This window comes from Synechococcus sp. H55.9, assembly GCF_047462355.1.
In the GTDB taxonomy this organism is placed as follows: Bacteria; Cyanobacteriota; Cyanobacteriia; order Thermostichales; family Thermostichaceae; genus Thermostichus.
On sequence record NZ_JANSJB010000063.1, the window covers coordinates 1 to 16,105 of the forward strand.

At 56.8% G+C, this 16,105-nt stretch carries 11 protein-coding genes; 2 read left to right on the forward strand and 9 right to left on the reverse strand.

Annotated elements, in window-relative coordinates; genetic code table 11:
* Positions 1-75 precede the first annotated feature (75 nt).
* The 9 genes from NW857_RS09055 to tatA all read right to left on the reverse strand — a co-directional run bounded on the left by NW857_RS09055 (position 76) and on the right by tatA (position 11,599).
* Positions 76-645, reverse strand: a complete 570-nt coding sequence (locus NW857_RS09055) for a hypothetical protein (RefSeq protein WP_414334986.1) — start codon at positions 643-645, stop codon at positions 76-78.
* 199 nt (positions 646-844) lie between these two features.
* Positions 845-2,569: an ATP-binding protein gene (locus NW857_RS09060; protein WP_414334987.1), complete on the reverse strand. Its 1,725-nt coding sequence runs from the start codon at positions 2,567-2,569 to the stop codon at positions 845-847.
* Positions 2,569-3,162, reverse strand: a complete 594-nt coding sequence (locus NW857_RS09065) for a hypothetical protein (RefSeq protein ID WP_414349013.1) — start codon at positions 3,160-3,162, stop codon at positions 2,569-2,571. Before NW857_RS09065 ends, NW857_RS09060 begins: the two co-directional genes overlap by 1 nt.
* Complete coding sequence (locus NW857_RS09070; RefSeq protein ID WP_414368725.1) at positions 3,159-4,352, reverse strand: DNA double-strand break repair nuclease NurA; 1,194 nt, start codon at positions 4,350-4,352, stop codon at positions 3,159-3,161. Before NW857_RS09070 ends, NW857_RS09065 begins: the two co-directional genes overlap by 4 nt.
* Positions 4,342-7,938 (reverse strand): AAA family ATPase, encoded by a 3,597-nt coding sequence (locus tag NW857_RS09075; protein ID WP_414368727.1) that lies wholly within the window; start codon positions 7,936-7,938, stop codon positions 4,342-4,344. The genes NW857_RS09070 and NW857_RS09075 overlap by 11 nt, the downstream gene beginning before the upstream one ends.
* Before the next feature lie 2 nt (positions 7,939-7,940).
* Complete coding sequence (locus NW857_RS09080; RefSeq protein ID WP_414334991.1) at positions 7,941-9,209, reverse strand: metallophosphoesterase family protein; 1,269 nt, start codon at positions 9,207-9,209, stop codon at positions 7,941-7,943.
* Positions 9,210-9,368: 159 nt separating this feature from the next.
* Positions 9,369-10,274: a bestrophin family protein gene (locus NW857_RS09085; protein WP_414334992.1), complete on the reverse strand. Its 906-nt coding sequence runs from the start codon at positions 10,272-10,274 to the stop codon at positions 9,369-9,371.
* A gap of 49 nt (positions 10,275-10,323) precedes the next feature.
* On the reverse strand, positions 10,324-11,148 hold the full coding sequence (locus NW857_RS09090) for an anti-sigma factor domain-containing protein (protein WP_414334993.1): 825 nt from the start codon (positions 11,146-11,148) through the stop codon (positions 10,324-10,326).
* A gap of 205 nt (positions 11,149-11,353) precedes the next feature.
* Positions 11,354-11,599 carry a twin-arginine translocase TatA/TatE family subunit gene (gene tatA, locus NW857_RS09095; protein ID WP_414334994.1) on the reverse strand — a complete coding sequence of 82 codons (246 nt, stop codon included), beginning with the start codon at positions 11,597-11,599 and terminating at the stop codon, positions 11,354-11,356.
* A 164-nt stretch (positions 11,600-11,763) separates the two neighbouring features.
* Between tatA and NW857_RS09100 the strand changes: the two genes are divergently transcribed.
* A complete protein-coding gene (locus NW857_RS09100; RefSeq protein ID WP_414368728.1) occupies positions 11,764-13,314 on the forward strand; it encodes a dihydrolipoyl dehydrogenase family protein in 1,551 nt (516 codons plus the stop codon).
* A 43-nt stretch (positions 13,315-13,357) separates the two neighbouring features.
* Positions 13,358-15,649: a 1,4-alpha-glucan branching protein GlgB gene (gene glgB, locus NW857_RS09105; RefSeq protein ID WP_414334996.1), complete on the forward strand. Its 2,292-nt coding sequence runs from the start codon at positions 13,358-13,360 to the stop codon at positions 15,647-15,649.
* Positions 15,650-16,105: the final 456 nt, after the last annotated feature.

Consider the following 16,105-nt stretch of genomic DNA (forward strand, 5'->3'; position numbering starts at 1 on the left):
GGGCTGGGGGTGGTCGCGTGAGCGGCGCGGAGCGCTTGGGCCTCAGGGAGAGGGGCCGGGGGTGAGGGGTCGCCTCTAGGGCCGGAGTAGGTCGGCGGATCCAGCGCCGGGGATCGGCAAGCGTTGCAGCGGTTCTGGGGTGGGCGGGGCAGGGACAGGGTTCAAGGCGGTGGGAATGTACAGGGGCTTGGGATCGGGATCCCCGCCGAAGGCCAGCAGAATGGCCCGCAGCAGGGCCTGTCGCTGTTGCCGGGTCAGGGCTTGCACGGCTGCCTTGTCTTGGGCATAGGGGTTAACCGTCAGGCGCTCGGCACCCGGGTAGCGCTGGGCAACTATCGGCTCATTGGCGTCCAAATAGTCCGCTAGCGTCAGTTGCCAGTCAAAGCGGTCGGTAGGAGAGCGACCGACCACCTGCAGGTGGTAGACCATCATCCGCCGCACCAAGGTATCTTCCTCGGGCGCGGGGCCGCCGTCATTGGGGTTCACGGGGGTATAGCCATTTTCCAGCGGCAAATCTGGCAAGGCCGCGTAGACCTGCCGCGCCGCCTCAGGGATCAGCCGCAACTGGGCATAGGCAGGGCCGGATCCCAGTAGAGCCACAGCGGCAATAACAGCCCAACCCCGCAAGAGAGCGTCTTTTCTCACTCTGCTGACTGCAAAACTCTTTTTTACTTGTAGCAAACTGGATCCCTGTCTTCCCGATCTCTCGGCAAGCTCAACAAGCTGGCCCGCAGCCTTGGGTGAGCTTTAGCTTAATCGGCGGGAAGCCCGTACTCTATCGGTTCGCGCAGCGTGGCGTAGGCCATGTTGTGTTGACTCAACGAAGATGAGGGTCGGGGGTCGTTCACTCAATGCTCAATCCTTCGATCACCTGTGGTTGAGAGCGTGGCTTAAGGGGAGCAGATTGGGCCAGGCGATCCCGTTGGCGATGCGCCTGAAAGTGATTTTGCCACAAGCCGAGGATATCTAGGGTTTCGCCACCATGCTGGGTGTAGCGCTGCCGCACTTTACACAGAACAGGGGTATTGACACACACACCGGAGACGATTACCTGACCCTTGCTCAAAGCCGGCAATTCTTGGAGCAGATCCCGTCCGGCAGCCTCAACGCTGTGGCGCAGGTTTTCTTGATCGGAAGGGTTGACGATTCGCATCAAAAATTGGCTCATGCATTGCGACAGAATATCCGAGTCCAACTTGCCGGGGCGTTGCGTAATGAGACCTACTCCCAGTCCAAACTTGCGTCCTTCGCTAAGGATGGTGCGCAACACCTGCTTGCAGCGGGAAGGCTCGTGGGCAGGGGCAAAGCGATGGGCCTCTTCCAACAAGATAAAAACAGGATAGGGCAGGTAATTTTCATCCCCCGGCTGGATCTTGCCTTTATGGGTGTTAATGCGGGCGTAATTGGCCTGGCGCAGAATAGCAGCGGCAATCACCTGCTGCTCTTCCTGGCTAATCTCGTGCATTTGTAAGATGGTTACCTGCCCTGGCTCAAACAAATCCTTTGGAGCCAGGTGTTCTACATTGCTGAAATAGGGAGAGCGATCGATCTGCTCCAGCTTCCACTCCAGGGCAGGTGCTGAGGATCCTTGAGATCCATCTTCCTTGGAATCCGCTTCGTTGACGGCGTCGATCAGATCCTGAATCGTCCAACGTACCGGATTAAACTGGGTAACCTTGCGGAAAGCCTTCTCTAGGAAAGATTTCTGCCGGTCGGTGGTCTCTGGCAGGAGGGTAAGGATATCGAAAAAGTTGAGAGAAGACACGCGGATCTTAATTTCTTGTGGGGAGAGAACCTTAACCTTAGGGCGGTAGCCGTCTTCGCCCAAAAACTTGGGGTGGGACTGCATCTCTGCCAGCGTATGGTATTCCCCATGAGGATCAAAAATAAGAACAGCAGCCCGGTTTTTGGGCAACATCAACTCTTCAATCAAGACCCCCGCCGTATAGGATTTTCCGGATCCCGTCCCTGCCAAAATAGCCAGATGGGTGCTAACCATTTCCTTGACATCCAGCACCACGGGCACCGCTCCCTCATCGCGCAACAGCAAACTGCCCAAGTGAGCGCCCCCAATGGCTGTTTCATCCCGTTTGTTCAAAATCGATTTCAGCAGACGATTGGAGGCCAAAAAGACTTTGGCACCGGGATCCGGAGGGCGACGGGGGTTAATAAAGCCCATGGCGCGGTGAAAATAGCCGATGACCTCGACGGTAACTGCGTAGATTTCTGGGTTGGGATGGGTAAAGCCCACCAAAGCCACAATGGTGCTGGGATCGATCTCGGTGTCGGCAAAGATGCGATCGGGAATGTGATCCAAAAGCTGGACTTGGCTGATTTTGCCTAGGATTTGCAGGGTTTGGGACTGGAGATCCCGCACTTCATAGTAGACAAAATCGCCTACCCTTACGGCTTGGGTATTGGAAGTGATAAACACATATTGGTTGGGGGTTTCACCGGGGCCCTTGACGGTGCCGATTACCTCTGGGGCCTCTTCATCAGAGGAGAAAACAGCTTTTGGATAGCGCCCATTCTCAGAGGGCTGAGGCATCCCTACAGTTTTTTTGGTCATCAGCGCATCGCTCCTACGGTCATTTTCCAGGCCAATTCTTTGCTTAGAATTTGCAGGGCCCGCTGTTGGGCTGGATCGGAAAACATGGGTATGATATCGTTCAAGACTTGATAAATAAGGTGGTCAGCAAAGTTGCCACCGCTGCTCAAGAGCAATCCATAATACGAAAACTGGGTTTGACCTTGGGGATCTTGGTGAAAACGTAGGATTTCTTCTTGGCTCATGCGAAAAACGGGTGTGTTTACGGGCACCACCACGCGCGGGATCCCTTGCCGGCCACAGCCCCGCTCTTCGTCCAAAGCTCCGATGAGAACCACCGAAAGCAGTGTGCGCACCTCGTTTTGTAAATCAGGGGAAAAATAGGGATCCGGCTGGCTGGAAAGGCGTGGGCCGGAGTTGAGAAAGAGTGGGTTGACAATTTGGGTGTTATAGACCAGACCCACAGCCCAGTGCCGTTGATCGCTCTCCAGCTTAACAAAGCTGCCAAAGCCATAGTCGTCGGGAGAGGGAGGATTCTTGACTTCTAAGACGTCATCCACCTGCACTACGTAGTCGCAGTGATTGTTGGAGCGAACCACCTTGCCCAATCTCATCGAACCCGCCTCCGCTGCAGTTTACTCACCGTTTTCTGAGATAACCTGAGGCTGAGCTTCTCGCGGCTTGCCCAATCTTGCATCAGGCGCAGGAAAAGGTTGCGATCTTCGTTGCGAATGACGGCTATTTGATCGGCTGTCTCCAGCACATAAGGATAGCCTCTTCCAATGATCACCTCGCAGCGCACCAGATCCACCACCCAGTCCAAAAGTCCTGCCTCATAAACCCAAACCGGTATCTCCAGCCGGGCCGGGAAGTTGTTGTTGGTGCGCAAATAAACAAATCCCACCCGCTCCCGCATTTCTTGGTAGGAGTTGAGGATCCCATCTTGAGGGTTGAGGCTGCCGCCACGAGCGCAGATAAAAAAAGGCGTGCGCTCCCCCCACTCTAGCCAGGGGCTGAGCAATTGGGCATCGTGGAGCTGAGGAGCTTCAGGAAGATCGAAGCAATGCCGCAGCAATGTCACCAGATCCGAGGTATAGGTGGTGTCGATGTAGGCAACGATGGGGATCCGGTTTTGCTCGCTGGCCCGCAGTAGCTGGAGTAAACACTGTACGTAGAAATCTCGGCTTTCCGGCTCAAGGGCTTCCGCGAAGGTAGCCACTAACGCCCCATCTAAAAAGGCCAATTTCCGGGATCCAGGTCGAGATTTTTGAATATATTCTACAAGCCTCTCGATTTCCATTTGAAAGCGGCGCATGTTGACAACGCGCTCTTTAGGCTCGCCGCTGCTATCGGATCCCAAATCCTTTGGAGTCAGTACATCGACTTGAATATCTTTTTCGTACAGGCCTTGGGCAGAGTGATGATTCTCATACCAGCCGATCTGCACCAAGGCCACTGGGATCGACAGATCTTTGCTGGGATAAATCTGGGATCCGTCTACTGCGAAGGTGGGAATGTTTTTGATAACCGACCTTGCCCATTCACAGCTTTCTTCATAGTTAGTCCATTCTTTCTCAAAAGGGATCTTCCAACTGGAGTAACGATCCCATTCCTCAGTGGGCAAAGCACCTGGAAAAGAGAATAGAGCAATTTTTTCGGCAATCTCTAAACTCGACCACTGGCACAAGCTTTCCATGGCCTGCCGATACCATTCTCTGCGCTCCGATAGCCCTTGATCAAAAGTGGCAAAGGCTTCTCGCTTTTGTTGCAGTACCGCCAGGATCCGGTCGGCTCTAAACACCATAGGTGGGATCCCTCCTCATCTGGTCAGAGCCGGAGTGCCTCTCCACCCGAATGATGTTCTCCGTTACTTGCTCAAAGGTATCATCGTGGCTGATTACAAATAGCTGCTGAAAAGATCGCAAATTGGTGATGGCCTCTGCCAGCCGCTGTCGCCGCTGGGCGTCCATATTGGTGGTGGGCTCATCAAAGAAGGCGATGTCCAGTTGCCCCAGCACCTTGAGCAAAGCCAAGCGCACCGCTAGGGCCGCTGACATTTGCTCCCCTCCTGAAAGGCTGGCAAACCGTCGCTTACGACTGCCGGCTTCCTGAACCCAGATCTCATAGTCGGTTTCCCAGGTCAGGGTGATGTTGGAGCGGTTGAGAATTTCGCGGAAGAGGTGATCGGCGGTATCGTTGATCTGCTGCAGGTAGTGCTGGGTAACTTGAGGGCCAGCCTTTTTATAGGTATCTCGGCTAAATTTGATAAAGCGATGTAGGCGTTCTTTCTCATTTTTTTCTGCCTCAACCTGCTTTAAGCTTTCCCTGACCTGTTCCAGCTGCCGCAACCTTTCCTGGATTTTGCTCAGTTGAGGAGCTAAGCTCTCCAGCCGGGCTTGAGCTTCGGCTTTTTGGATTTGGGTGGTCTGCAAAAGGGCTCGAAGGCGCTCATGCTCCTGTGGTTGATACAGAGCAGCCAAGGGATCCCGCTGCAACCGCAGTTGGGACAGTTGAGCTTGCAACTCCTGTTGTTGGGCGCTTAGCTCGGCCAGCTTTTGTTCCCGTTCGGGAAGCAATTTGGCGATCGGCTCGGCCCGCAGATAATGCTCGTGATCCAATCGGTATCGTTCACGTTGTTTCTGTAGGGATCCCAGCTCTCGATCCAGGTGCTCGGTTTGGGATAGGGCCTCGTCAATAGGGCCGAGCGTTGCTTCCAAATCCCGAAGCTGCTGCAGACACTCGGCCTGCATTTGCAAATACTGCTTTTCCTGTTTTAACTCTGCTTTGAGCCGCTCGGCTTGACTTCTGGGATCCCCCAAAGATTTCAAGGCTTCAGCCGCTTTTTCGATTTGAGCCTGCAGTTGATCCCTTGAACCTTGAGCACTTTCCCATTGGTCAATTTGGGCCTGTTTCTCTTGACCAGCTTTTTGCAGCTGCTCCAGTAGCGCTTGGGCGGTTTTGAGTTCCTCTTTTCGTTGCGGCAAGCTTTGGGCAAGGGCCTGCAAGCGAATAACGGTTTCATAGCCGCTGCGATGGCCTTTTTGCTCCTCCCGCAAATCGGCAATTCTGTCCTCTAGATCCCGCAAAGGCTCAAGCTGTCGTTCCAGATTTTCGAGCTGTTGCTGGAGTTGGTGGATGTGCTTTGTGAGCTGTTGGTATTCTTGCTCCACTCTGGGCTTGCCATTCAGCTCTTTTTCCAGACGTTGGATTTGTCCCTTGGGATCCCCCAGGGCTTGGAGCGCCTGACCGATTTCCTGTTGTTGCCGCAGGAAGGTTGGCTCGGCCTCAAGGCTCCAGTGAAGGTCATCAATTTGGCTTTGCCGTTCAGCTTGCAATTGCAGCAGCCGTTCTACTTGGGCTTCCAAATCGGGGATTTGTGCGGTTAGGCCGAGCAAGGGTTGCAAAGTCCTGAGTTGTTTTTGGATGTCGGCCAACTGCTGATGAAGTTGGGGTTCGGAAGTTTGGGGAGCCAGATCTTGCAAAATGTGATGGATGGACTGGAGCAACTGCTGGCTAAGCGCTGAAGATTGGGCAAGCACTTCCGGGATCCGCTGCCACAGAGGTTGAAGTTGGGGATAATTGTGTTGCTGCGCTTCCAATTGGCTCAGAAGTTGTTGGATGCTGTGGTGCTGTTGAGCAAAGCGATTCGAGCCCTGCTCAAAGATGGCTTGTAGCTCCTGTTGAAATTGACGAGCTGCAGCAATGCGGCTGAGCTGAGTTTGCAGGCGCTCCTGTTGAGCTTCGAGCGTAGGAATGGCGGCTACGCGATCCAAATCTGCCTGCCGTTGTCTCAGTTGGAGTTGGAGTTGTTCCAATTGAACTTGGCCTTGTTCCTGTTCCGTTTCCCGTTGTTTGAGTTCAAGGCGCAGGGTCTGAAAAGAAGCCAACTTCTGGCTGATTTGGAAGTGGCGTTGCTCTAGGGCAGTCTGCTGTTCGCATAGAGGCTGTAGCTCAAGTTTTTCTGCCGCCATTTTTTGAAAAATCTGGAGCTGATGCTGATATTCGGATCCCCGCAGCTCTAGTTGATGGAGTTGATGTTGCAAAGTTTCCCGCTGAGCCAGTAGGGTTTGTCGGGCTTGCCGCAGCGCTTCCTGATCGGCGATGAGGGCTTCCAGCTCCAGATAACGGTTGTGGGCTGTCTGATGCTGCTGACAAATGACCTGTGCCTGCTCCGCCTCTTGCACTCGATCTTGCAGGAGTTGGCACCGCTGGGCATGGGCTGTCCATGCTGCCCGGAGTTGTTCCCATTCGTGGTGCAGTTGTAGCAAAGTGTTGAGTTGTTGAGTCCAATAGATCTGTTGATGTTCCAGCTCTTCTTGGGCTTGAATTTGCGGAGTCAGCTCCTCCAGCTCCTGCTTCCAGCGCTGTTGTTGGCTCAGCTTTTCTTGCAGTCTGGCCAGTTGGTTTTCAATGTTTTGCTTTTGCAAGAGCAAGGCATCGCGTTGTTTCAACCACTCCAAGCGCTGCTGTTGCTGTTTTTCCAGCTCCCGCAACTGAGCTTCTATGGCCAAAAAGCGCTGGGATCCCTCTTGATACTGCTGTTGTTGTGCTTGGGCTTGCCTGGCTTCTTCCCACAGCTTTTCCGCCTGCTTAAGAGATACATCCAGCAGGGATCCCTTTTGCTCCAGTTGGGCAATCCGGTGATCCAAAGTTTGGATTTGCTCCAGCAATTTCTCCAGTCGCTCAATTTCAATCTTGGCCTGATCCAGGGTGTGAATCGACTGACTCAAGCGCCCTTGCCAATGACCTAGTTCTTGCTGGATTTTCTGCCGCTCGGTTTGGAGCGGATCCCATTCCTGTAGCTGTTGGCGCAGCAACTCAATTTGATGATGAATCGCCTGGACTTGTGCTTCGCTGTATTTTTCGACCGCCAACAGATCTTTGGCTACTTGCTGGTACTCCTCTACTTTTAAGATGCGATCGAAAACTTCTTTGCGATCTCGACCTGTTTTGAGAAAGTCTGCTGTGAAAGTCCCTTGGGGCACCCCAATCGTTGTGGCGAATAGCCGCGCCAGATCGGTACCGGCAGGTACGCCCAAATGTTGCCTCAGCCACGGCAGTACATCGGATTTGCGCTCATACTCCAGGCGCTGCTTCAGTTGCGGATCGAAGAGGCGATATCCCTGGCTAACGCTGCGGCGAACATCGTAGGTGCGCTGATCCCATTGGGAGATAAACTGCACGGTCACCACCGCGTCACTGGCGCCAGAGCGAATGATTTCTTCTTGACTGTAGGGGCAGTAGTCGAACAAAACCCAGGCAATGGCCTCCAGAATGCTGGTTTTGCCCGCTCCGTTTTCTCCGCAAATGGCATTAATGCCTGGCTCAAACGTGAAGATGGCGTCCTCGTGCGACTTGAAGTTCTGTAGAGCCAGAGAGAGGATCCGCATGGTCAGTCTTCTTCCCCCAAAAATGCGTCCCTCAGGTGAGCGTATACTTCCGCTTCGCCTTGTCCATCTAAGACTCTTGCTTTGAGATCCAGGAGTAGCCGCGCCAGCTCTTCGCTGCGCTTGCGATAGTGGGCATGGCTGCTCAGCAGATCCCTGTAGATTTTCTCTTCAATTTGTAGCCTTTGTCCTTCTTCTTCCAGAGAAAGAGCAGCGGATCCGATCTCCAAGGGAGTAGCCTCAAAGCGAAGCAGGACGAGCAAGGCGCCGGTAATCTGCTGAATCTGCTTCTGTAGGGCGCGGCTGTCCAGCTCGTGCTTGGCAAACCCCACCTGCCCCACCAGGCGCAACTCCACCATCGGCTCCATCTCGTGTTCCTGAAGACGGGATCCCCTGGCCAGGGCAATGGCTGCCGCTACCATTTGCTCGGGAGTTTCTCGGCCTTTGGCTTCGAGAGACAGCCGCCGGCGGGGCCGCTGATAGTAGTCTTGTAGCAGCTCGGCTTGGGGCGGGCCATCTCCCCAGCGGACGCGGTAGGCTCCCCGCGGAAAATCCCATTCGGCGGTACTGTTGGCCTCCAGGGATCCCGGATTGAAGATCCACCCGCCCTCAGAATAGCTTTTGTGAATGTGTCCCAAGGCCAGGTAGCCCACCCCCGCTTCCCGCAAAGGCAGCAGATCCCGGTAGCGCAAAGCCCCTTGATAACGGGCCATTTGGCCCTCCAGGCCATGGTGGAACATCAACACCACCCGTTCTGGGCCGGGGGGCAATTGTCGAATGGCCGCCGCCAACTGTTCAATCGACCTAGGGGCTGCCGATCCGTACCACTGGGATCCGATCACCCGCACCCCACAGGGCAAATCCAGATACCCGCCCCGCCCACCTGACCAGGGGCGTAGCTCCAGGCCCTGTTCCCCGGCTTCCGGCTCCAGCAAGATCAACTCTCCGTGATCAGCCAAGTACCTCAGCCAACTGGTCTTGACGCCATAGGGGCGGTTGTCGTGGTTGCCCTCGATGGCCAACACCGGGATCCCGGCCTGCTTCAGCTCGCGTAAGACGATCTGGGCTTGGTTGAGAACGCTGGGCTGAATCTGCCGATGCTCGAACAGATCCCCGGCAATCAGCACAAAGTCCACCGGATCTTGAATGGCATAACGCCGGACAACATCTCGAAAAGCCAAAAAGAAATCCTTGCTCCGCTCCGGGCTGTCGTAGCGGTCATAGCCCAGATGCACATCGGCCAGGTGCAAAAATGTACAGCTTGGGCAGGCCATCTCCAGAGCACCTCGGCAAATTGCCCACAGTTTAGCAAACTCACCTCGCCCAGATATGGGGATCTCCTTCTCTAAATGATCGGGTTCACCGCGGGCATCTCCACTAGGGGTAGGCAGCGGCTGAGGCAACCCCGCCATGAACAGCTCCCGCGAGTTTCTTTAGGTGGAATTGATCAGATCCATGATATTGTGCTTCATCTTGTTGCAAATGTTATCAAGGGGCAGGTCATTGGGATCCCGGCCAAAGGGGTTTTCAATTTCGATGCCAATCTCTTCAACGCCAAACAGCATAAAGGCCAGAAACCCGACAATCGGGCCGGTCATCCAACCCAAGCCCTCCACCATCTGAAACGGCAAAGACAAACAGTAGAGCAACAACAACTGCTTCAGATGGAGGGCATAGGCCATGGGCATCGGGGTCAGCAAAATGCGCTCGCAAGCCCCTAGCGCCTCCACCATGCTGTTGAGCTGCTCCACCATGATCGTAAGCTGGTAGACCTCAACGCGGCCCCTTTGGTATTGGCGTTGCAGGTAATCTCCGATCCAAAAGGCAATTTGCAAAGGGGGATGGTTGAGGCTTTTGAGGCGTTGCAACTGCTCCGGGCTGAGGAGGGGCTGAAGCTCATCCGCCAAGAATTCTTGGCGCAGATGTTGCTTCATGGCGATGGCAAAAGCGGGCAGTAGATAGAGGATCTTGATTTTCTCTTCCCGATCGCCGGGCTGCTTTTCTTCAATGGCCACCCAAATTAGGCGGGCTAAGTTGCGCACATTGTTCACCACGGCTCCCCAGGCTTTTCGCCCCTCCCAAAAGCGTTCGTAGGCGGTGTTTGTCCGAAATACCAGCATCAAACCCAGAACGATGTTGGGCACAAAGGCCACCAACGAGGACAACGCCAGGGGCAGCCCCAGTTTGTAGAAAACGGAAACCAGCACCCCAACCAAGCTGCAGACGAGGGTGCGGGGCAGCACTGCCGGTACAACTGAGCCTTGCAACTGCAGGGCCAGGCGAAACCAACGCAGCCCCTCTCCTGAGAGATATTGGCGAATCATGGGTAATGTCGGCAAGCTTGCCCCCTGATCCTACAGCCACAGCCATTCCTGCAGTCTTTCCCGGTCATGGCTGAGCGGCAGGGATCCAGAAGTTGCTCTGCAACAGAGGCGGGCCTGTGGGCGACTCGCTCCCTCCTGCCGGTTCGAGGGTGATCCAAAGGCGGGTCGGCTGCTGGGAAGGGGTGGGTTGGCTGAGCCATTGCAGGGATCCCTCGGCGTTGACGGCGAAGGTGCCGGCGCTTTCCAGCCGTCGTCCCCCTCCCTGCATATCCGACTCCAGCCACAGTTGGTAGGTGCTGCCCAGAGGAGCAGGGGGCATTTCTGAAGCCAAGAGCAGCACCTGCTTGGCACGGGGCGACCAGAGAGCTTGCACCAGGAAGGGGTTGCGGAAGTTGGGATCCCGCAAAATGGTTCTCTGCACCTGCGGTTGGCGCTGCCACTCTTGGTAGAGCCGTTGAATGGCCACTGTCTCTCCCCCGATTTGGGATCCCAGCCGCCAGTAGGCCGCCGTTATGGCCAGCGCGTAGATCCCCAACGCTGCCAAGCCGCCCCAGAGAAGACGTCGCGGCCACAAAGGAGGTGCGACCCGGATGGAGGCAGGGGCGGGCAACCAGCTCCAGCGCCGCAAGCGTTCTTGGGCTTGAAAGGCCGTCAACTCGTAGAGCCACAGAGCCACCGAGCGATCCCGCTGCAGATCGAAGGCCTCTGCATGTCTCCAGCAGAACGCAAACACCTGGCGCACCACCTCTTCGGCTTGGTGAGGCTGCTTGAGGGTAGCCAGCGCGATCTCCAGCAGGCGCTTCTGGTAGCGATCCTTGAGCAAAAAGTGGCTGCGGCGATCCCGCAGTTGGATCTGGCGCATCAGCTCGAAATCGGTCGGCTCCGCCATAGCCCTCCATCGGCTGCGCCTGCCCGGCCCGGCTTTGGATCAAGCGGTAGCGCCAGGCTGGCGGCTTTTTCAGAAATATACACCAGCCCTGGAGCCAGCTCACCGGCAAGCTGGCCTATTTTGTCATGGCTGGCACGGATCTCTTAACCGGGATCCCGGCCATGCGACTTTATTGGATCAGCTTCTACACAACAAGGGGATATCCTCAGGCGGCGTCCTTCTCGACCACCTTCTCCGCCTCTGTGCCGGCAACAGGTTCGTCATCGCTGCTGGGGTTGTTCATCTCTTGTTTGAAGCTGCGCAACGCTTTGCCAAAGGCGCTGCCCAACTCCGGCAGCTTCTTGGGGCCGAACACGACCACCGCGATCACCCCAATCACGGCCAGCTCTGGCAGGCCCATGCCGAAGATGCTCACGGCCAGGATAGGTTCGCTCGACAGCAGGATAGCCATAAGTCCCCAAAACCCCAAAAACAAGACAAGCCGACCAACCCAGCTTAGGAAGGGATCGATCCGTCTCACTTTAGCAAGTTCTTCTCCCTTGGAGAAAGGGTTTGGCTGGTGCAGGAGCTTGTCGTCGTTCCGCTCCTGGGCCGACTTGGGAGGAGATCGATAAGATGGAGCTAGTTTTTGTGGATCCCTCAGCTCTGCAGCCGTTGGCCATTTTCTCACCCCCAAACGCCATGTCTGTCCCTTACGATCTCGTGGTCATCGGCGCCGGCGCGGCGGGTCTGGTGGTGGCCAGCGCTGCTGCCCAACTGCAGGCCAAGGTGCTGCTGGTGGAGGCCAGCGACCGCCTAGGCGGGGACTGCCTCTGGTATGGCTGTGTGCCCAGCAAAGCCCTCCTGTGCGTGGCCCACACGGTTCAGCGGCTGCGCCGGTCTGTTGCCGCCGGCTGGGTTGCTTCTCCCAGCCCAGCAGGGATCGCGGTGGATTATCTCAAAGTGTACGAACATATTCGCGCCACCCAGAGCTACATTGCCAACCACGCGGATTCGCCAGATCGCTTCCGCCAACTGGGGGTGGAACTGGTGTTTGGCAAGGGGCGCTTTGTGGATGGGCGCACCTTTGAAGTGGCGGGAAAGCGAGTGCGGGCGCGGGCTTTTGTGGTGGCCACCGGATCCCGTCCGGCGGTTCCCCCTTTGCCTGGCCTGGCCGAGGCGGGCTACCTGACCAACGAGTCGATCTTTGATTTGACCCGCCTGCCTCGATCGGTGGCGGTGATGGGGGCGGGGCCGGTGGGCTGTGAGTTGGGCCAAGCGCTGGCCCGTCTGGGATCCGAGGTGACCCTCATTGCCAGCCGCGATCACATTCTGCCCAAAGTAGATCCGGAGGCCGCCCAGGTGGTGCAGCAGCAGTTGGCCCAAGACGGGATCCGCCTCCTCACCCAGGTGCGCGCTGTCCGCGCTGGCCAGGAGCAGGGGGAAAAATTGCTCTACCTCAAGGCCGGCACAGGCTCTGCCGTCGGCCAGCTCTCCGAGGCAGGCGAGGCGGTGATCCGCGCGGAGGAAATCTTGGTGGCTGCCGGTCGGATCCCGAATGTGGAAGGGCTGGGGCTAGAGGCTGCCGGCGTGCGCTACACCCCCCAAGGGATCCAGGTGAACAGCAAGCTGCAAACCAGCAACCCCCGCATCTACGCCTGTGGAGATGTCATCGGCGGGCCGCAGTTCACCCATGTGGCGGCTTACGAGGCGGCGGTGGCCCTGGTCAATGCCCTGTTTTTCCCCATCAGCCGGGCGCGTTACCAGGTCATTCCCTGGGCCATCTTTACCGAGCCGGAGCTGGCTCAGGTGGGTCTCACGGAAAGCGAGGCCCGGCAGCAATACGGCAAAGACGTGATGGTGCTCAAACAGGAGTTTGCCGAGGTGGATCGGGCCCAGGCAGAAGCGGCCCCCCTCGGCTTTGCCAAGGTGATCTGCCGGCGCAACGGCCAGATCTTAGGGGCCCACCTGGTGGGATCCCAGGCTGGCGAGCTGATTCACGAGGTGGTCTTAGCCATGAGCCGGCGGCTGCCCGTCCCTGCCCTGACAGGGATCCACATCTACCCCACCCGCTCGCAGGTCAATGCCAAGGTGGCCCTGCAGTACCGCAAGCAACAATTGGCCGCCAATCCCCGCCTGCAGAACTTCCTGCAAGGGTTCTTCGCCTGGAGACGGGCCTGGAGCTGACAGGCCGCTAGACTGGAATCAGTCGTTTGCTGAGACTTCATCGATGGGCTTTTTCCTGTCTGCCGAACAAGTGGGTCAGTTGGTCTGCAATCAATGGCAGGATCCCTATGCCGTTTTGGGGCCACAGCAGATAGAAGAGGCCGGGGAATCTTTTTGGTTGGTACGCGCCCTAGTGCCCAATGCAAAACAGGTTTGGCTGGTGGAACGATCCAGCGGCCAGGCCCACCCGATGCAGCCGCTGCACCCGGAAACGTTGTTTGAGCTGCGCTTTGCGCCTGGCACGCCGCTTCCAGACTACTTTCTGCGGGCGCAACGGGTCTGGGATCCGGAGGGGCAGCACCTAGAAGAATGGGAGGATCCCTATCGCTTTCCCATCGAGAAGGTCAACCACATCGGCGAGCTGGATCGCTACCTCTTCAACGAGGGGAATCACCACCGCATTTACGAGAAGCTGGGCGCCCATCCCATCAGCGTAGATGGGGTTCAGGGAGTCCACTTTGCCGTCTGGGCCCCCAACGCCCGCAATGTCAGCGTTATCGGCGACTTCAACCACTGGGACGGGCGCCAACACCAGATGAAGCGGCTGGGCGAAAGCGGCATCTGGGCCGTGTTCATCCCCGGCATTGGGCCAGGAGCCATCTACAAGTACGAGGTGAAAACCTCCTGGGGGGATATCTACGAAAAATCGGATCCCTATGGCTTTCAGCAGGAGGTGCGACCCAAAACCGGCTCGATTGTAGCCGACCTCAACACCTACACCTGGCACGACCAGGAGTGGCTGGAAAAACGGGCTGCCACCGACCCGCTGCGCTCGCCGATTTCGGTGTACGAGGTGCATTTGGGATCCTGGATGCACGCTTCCACGGAAGACCCGTCCCCCGATGGGCACCTGGTGTCGGTGGATCAAAAGCCCAACACCCGCTTTCTCACCTACCGGGAGCTGGCAGACAAGTTGATCCCCTATGTCAAGGAGCTGGGCTTTACCCACATCGAGCTCTTGCCGGTAGCCGAACACCCCTTCGACGGCTCCTGGGGCTACCAGGTAATCGGCTACTACGCGGTAACCTCCCGCTACGGATCACCGCAAGACTTTATGTACTTTGTCGATCGCGCCCACCAGGCTGGCATTGGCGTGATTGTCGATTGGGTGCCGGGGCATTTTCCCAAAGATGGGCATGGGCTGGCCTTTTTCGATGGCACCCACCTCTACGAATACGCCGACCCTCGCAAAGGAGAACACAAAGGTTGGGGCACTTTAGTGTTCAATTATGGCCGCAACGAGGTGCGCAACTATCTGGTGGCCAACGCCCTTTTTTGGTTTGAGAAATACCACATCGACGGGATCCGAGTGGATGCGGTGGCCTCAATGCTTTATCTGGACTATGACCGCAAAGACTGGATCCCCAATTGCTACGGTGGGCGAGAACATTTGGAGGCGATTGACTTCTTCCGCCAGCTCAATACCCTCATTTTTAAGTACTACCCCGGCGCTCTTTCGATTGCCGAGGAGTCTACCGCCTGGCCGATGGTAACCTGGCCAACCCATGTGGGCGGGCTGGGCTTTAACCTCAAGTGGAACATGGGCTGGATGCACGACATGCTGGACTATTTCCGCATGGATCCCTGGTTCCGCCAGTTCCATCACAACCTAGTGACTTTCAGCCTCATGTATGCCTTCAGCGAAAATTACATGCTGGCTTTTTCCCACGATGAGGTGGTACACGGCAAGAGCCACATGCTGGGCAAAATGCCGGGGGATCACTGGCATAAGTTTGCCAGCCTGCGGGCTTTGTACGGCTACATGTTCACCCACCCCGGCAAGAAAACCTTGTTTATGAGCATGGAGTTTGGCCAGTGGAACGAGTGGAATGTGTGGGCAGATCTAGACTGGGGGCTGCTGCAATATGAGCCCCACGCCAAACTGCGCCACTACGTGGCCAGCTTGAACCATCTGCTGCGTTCGCAACCGGCCCTCTACACCCAAGACACCAAGCCAGAAGGGTTCCGCTGGATCGACTGCAGCGACCATCGCGGCATTGTTTCGTTCATCCGCTATGCAGAGGATCCCAAGGAATGGCTGGTGGTGGTGTGTAACTTTACGCCGGTGGTCTGGCCGAATTACCGCATTGGGGTGCCGCAGCGAGGGTTTTACCGGGAGCTGCTCAACAGCGACGCGGTGGAGTTCTGGGGCAGCGGCGTCGGCAACTTGGGGGGCAAGTGGACGGATGACTGGGCCTACCACAACCTGCCCTACTCCCTCGATCTTTGCCTGCCGCCCCTCTCTACTCTGGTGCTGAAATGGCAGCCGTCGCAGCCGGCTGAGTCCCAAAATTGACATTCCCTCAGCCCTGCCGCGCATCTGTGAGGACAGGGCTTGGGATCCAGTTTTTGGGGGATTGGAAGAATAACACTCAAGATACTAGGGGCAGGTTTGTTTTGTGAGGATTTCAGCAGTGGCCGCAGCCACCCGCTCCTGCAACTGCCGTCGCCGTGAGTCGGTTGGGTCAGAGCCAGGCACCCGCACCGTGTACCGTTGCTACACCGAGTTGCCCCCCACCGCCACCTGGGGCAGGATGAGGCCAGGGATCCCGTGCAACAGGCGGTGAGAAGATAAGAGCCGAGGGAGACAACGCGCTCGGGCGGCAAGGGATTTTTTCCAGCTCCTCTGCCCGATCTGAGATAGAGTAAACGCGATTTACACAGATGCTTTATGCAGATGGCTTTTCGAGACGCGGCTTTGGCCCCCCGCATTTTGGCTTTGGTGCCGGGGGGGATTGGCGACCAGATTTTG